Here is a 3887-nt window from a genome sequence, read left to right as displayed (position 1 = left end):
GATTCCCGATTTTATCGGGCGGATTTGAAAAAGAACTGGCCGATATGCGAGATTATCTCGAAAAAGGCGACCGCCGAAAACCAAAGGGTAGGATAGGGTTTTGATGGATTTTGATTAGATTTGTAAGAAAAAGATAAGTAATTATGCACATTTCATGGCTTCATTTAGAAAATTTTAAAAGGTTTTCAGATTTAATAATAGATTTAACCGAGTTATCAACTCCACCAAAATTAGTATTATTGATTGGAGGAAATGGCTCGGGGAAATCTTCGGTTTTTGATGCTTTTGAAGTGATGGCAACAAATAAGAAAGGTAAGGGACTTTTACCTCAGACCAATAACTATTTTGAGAAGGGTGAGAAAGAGTTTAAAATTGATGCTCAATTTGCTGATATAGAAGGAAATCGAACAACAAATACATCATTTTATGGGCGAAGTAGCTTAAAACAAGTTCCTCGACTTACCCGTACCTCGTTTGGTCAAACTAAATTTGACTTTGAAAATGACACTGATAGACCAAGGTTGTATATTGAAAGAGATGAAAGGTTTGAAAATGATATTGAGCATATAGTTAAGTTGATGATTGATGATTTATTTAAGGGTGATGGTCGTAGTCGCTCAGAAATTATCAATAATTATATCAATCCGATAAATAAAGCCTTTAAACGTATATTTAGCGAGCATTCAGACAAAACTGTTTTGGAGTTTTATTCTTTTACTCCACCAGTTGATGGCAAAACGGCCGAGATTTTATTTAAAAAAGGAAACTCAATAATTCATTATGACTTATTGAGTAATGGTGAAAAAGAAATTTTTAATACTTTATTCAATTTATTAAGTAGAAAAGATTTATACCAAAATACTATCTATTTCATGGATGAATTAGATTTGCACTTGAACACACAGTTGCAATATAATTTGTTAAAAGAAATTACTGAAAACTGGATTCCCGAAAACTGCCAATTATGGACGGCCAGTCATTCGCTTGGTTTTATCGACTACGCCAATGAGTCGGCTCACGGAGCAATTATTGACTTTGATGATTTAGACTTTGATACTCCTCAGGTGCTGTATCCACAACCTAAAAATAATTTTGAGGTTTTTGAGATTGCTGTAAGTAAAGATTTTATGCGTAAGGCCTTCAAAGGAAGTAAAATCTTTTTTGCGGAAAACACAGACACTCCATTTTATAATAGTTTGGAATTTAAAGATACCCTATTTATTAATGCAATTGACAAAAAAGATGTATTCTTTAAAGCAAAGAACAACGAAGTATTTGGCCTAGTTGATAGAGATTACTTGACCGATATTGACATCGAGCAAATCAAGCATCAATATAAAAATTTACGAATTTTGAATTATTATAGTATTGAAAACTATTTTTATCATCCTGATAATTTAGAAGAATATTATCTGAAGAAAAAGAAAGATTTTGATAAGGAAGTGTACGTTCAAAAAATCAGAGAGATAAAAAATGAAAAGAAAGATACAATTCTATATGGTATTGATTTAGCCCGAAGAGGTTATCCTTTTTTTAATGAAAGTACTTTAGAAAAAGAAAAGCAATCTTTTATTGAGAATGGCAAAACAATTGTAGAATTACTACGTTCGGATGATTTTGAGACGTTTTACAAAGTCTTTCCTGCCAAAGAATATGGTAAGACAATACTCGAACGTCAAAATCTATCGAAAATTGATTTAAGTCAGACAAAATGGTTTAGAGAAAAAATACAAGATATTATAAAGTAAAAAAGGTCGAATTTATTGCTCGACCTTTTACGTAACTCGCTTATGAATCTGCAAATCGCCTGATTTGAAACTTAAATCAATTAATCCTACTCTTTTCGTCTTCGAGACTTGTTTGGCGTTGTCTGGCAGATTTTACTTGCTTATTACCAAAATTATAACTGAGATTTACCCGAACCATTCGGCTTTCCCAGCCACCCGAACCAACTATTTTTAGACCTCCGAATTGGGTGCTTCCTCGCCACGGAGAAGTAAAGAACACATCGCTCATGGCTAATCTGAATGAAACTTTCTCTTTCAGAATTCGTTTTTGTAGAGCTAAATCTAAAGAACCCTGACTACGAGTGACGTACGTTCCGCCCCAAATACCTGGCGAACTGTACCAGCCCGAAACCTCAAAATTCCATTTACGAGGCAAACTGAAGGTATTTTGGCCATAAAAACTCAATACATTCGCTCGAATATCCATAAATTTCTTTTCATCCGACTTGAAATTTGTGTGATAAGCATCAATACTCAAATAGACATTCCACCATTTTGTTGCTTGAAAAGGATACGAGATACCAAGATTAATGACCTGCTGATTGGCGATGTTACGTTCCATCAAAAAGTTACGATTATAACCCGTCGTATCGGTTATTTGTGCAAAGAAATCTCGCACGAAACTGTAGCTCAACGAGGTCGTGAGGGTGTATTTGTAGGTGTGTGAAAGTTTCAGATTATCAACGTATTGTGGCTGTAAGAAAGCATTACCTTTTTGGTAGGTTAGCTCGTCGAGTTGCCACTCAAAAGGGTTTAGCGACTGATACGTTGGGCGTTCGATTCGGCGGCTGTAAGTCAAACCCCAAGAATTATTAGTATTGGCTTTGTAGGTGATGCCCCCGCTCGGAAACAAGTTTGTGTAGTTTCTTTTTACTCTCGAATCAGCATTGTTTTGTTGGCTCGTCAGATTTCCATCCGAGATAGTCTGTTCAGCTCTCAACCCCAACTGCAAGTCCACTTTTTTGATGCTCTTATTGTAGTTGATGTATGCTGCATTGATGCGTTCGGTATAGACAAAATTATTCGACCGATTTTGGTTAAAAATATCTTTGCTATCAACTACATCAAAAAAATCAAAGGTATTATCTGTTTTTACTACCGATAACTTAACCCCAAATCCTAATTTACCTTTCAAGAAATTCTGTTCGTAATCAACCTTGGTCGATAAAATCCCGATATCGGTTGGAGTATTCATCTTGAATGTTCTTGAAAAAATCTCTTGTGTTTCGTCGCTATTTTTATAGATATTGGGCTGATTACTCTGGCGACGATTGCTGTAAGTACCAAAGTCAAAATCAATATTCAGAACGTGCCCGAGTGTGTCGGCAAATCGGTAGTTGCTGTTTAGATACAAATTACGGCTGTTAGAATTATTGCTATTATTGGCTACTAAAACCTGCGATGGAATAGTGCTATTTTCTGGAAATATCGGAGTTCGGCTAAACGTTGAATTATCGTTTGAATTGAGATTACTATTCAGAATAACGCCTAATGTACTATTTTTAGATACAAAATAATCGAGTCCCAGCTTGATATTATTGCTCTGATTATCGTTGATGGTTTCGGCTTTTTGGTCGAAAATCGTATTTACTTGCTCACGGTAGAAATTGAGATAAGACCAATTTTTGCCGAGACGATTGCTGTATGTTCCGAAAATATTTGTTTTACGAGTACGATGATTGAACGAAACCGAAGCATTCGTTTTGCCGTATTGTCCGTAGCCATAACCGATAGCTACCGAACCGTTAGTGCCAAAACGTTTATCTTTTTTTAGTCTGATGTTTATGATACCCGCATTGCCTGCCGCATCGTAGCGTGCTGAAGGTTGTGTAATTATCTCAATAGCCTCAATATCAGATGCTTGCAGTGATTTCAGATACTGAGTGAGGTCTTGCCCTTGCAAGATAGATGGTTTGCCATCAATAAAAATCCTGACACCAGTTTTACCTTCGAGTATGACGTTTTCGTTGTTATCAAGCACCACACCTGGCGATTTTCGTAGTAATTCCAGACCAGTCGTTCCTGTAGCACTCAGCGAGCCTTGTACATTGAAAACCGTTTTATCGGCAAGCACTTCTACGAGTGGTTTTTGGGCTTTTA

2 protein-coding genes are annotated in these 3887 nt (G+C 36.0%); one reads left to right on the top strand and one right to left on the bottom strand.

Annotation, left to right across the window (positions count from 1 at the left end; all coding sequences use genetic code 11):
- The first annotated feature begins 143 nt into the window (after window positions 1-143).
- On the top strand, window positions 144-1748 hold the full coding sequence (locus ACOVO2_RS08920; protein ID WP_421769624.1) for an AAA family ATPase: 1605 nt from the start codon (window positions 144-146) through the stop codon (window positions 1746-1748).
- Window positions 1749-1824: 76 nt separating this feature from the next.
- Here the strand turns inward: ACOVO2_RS08920 and ACOVO2_RS08915 are convergent.
- The coding region (locus tag ACOVO2_RS08915; RefSeq protein WP_421769623.1) for a TonB-dependent receptor domain-containing protein at window positions 1825-3887 on the bottom strand (2063 nt) is incomplete at its 5' end.

Source organism: Emticicia sp. (genome assembly GCF_049241225.1).
Lineage (GTDB): Bacteria > Bacteroidota > Bacteroidia > Cytophagales > Spirosomataceae > Emticicia.
Note: the sequence above shows the minus strand (reverse complement) of the source record. Positions and strands in the feature narration are given on the sequence as shown.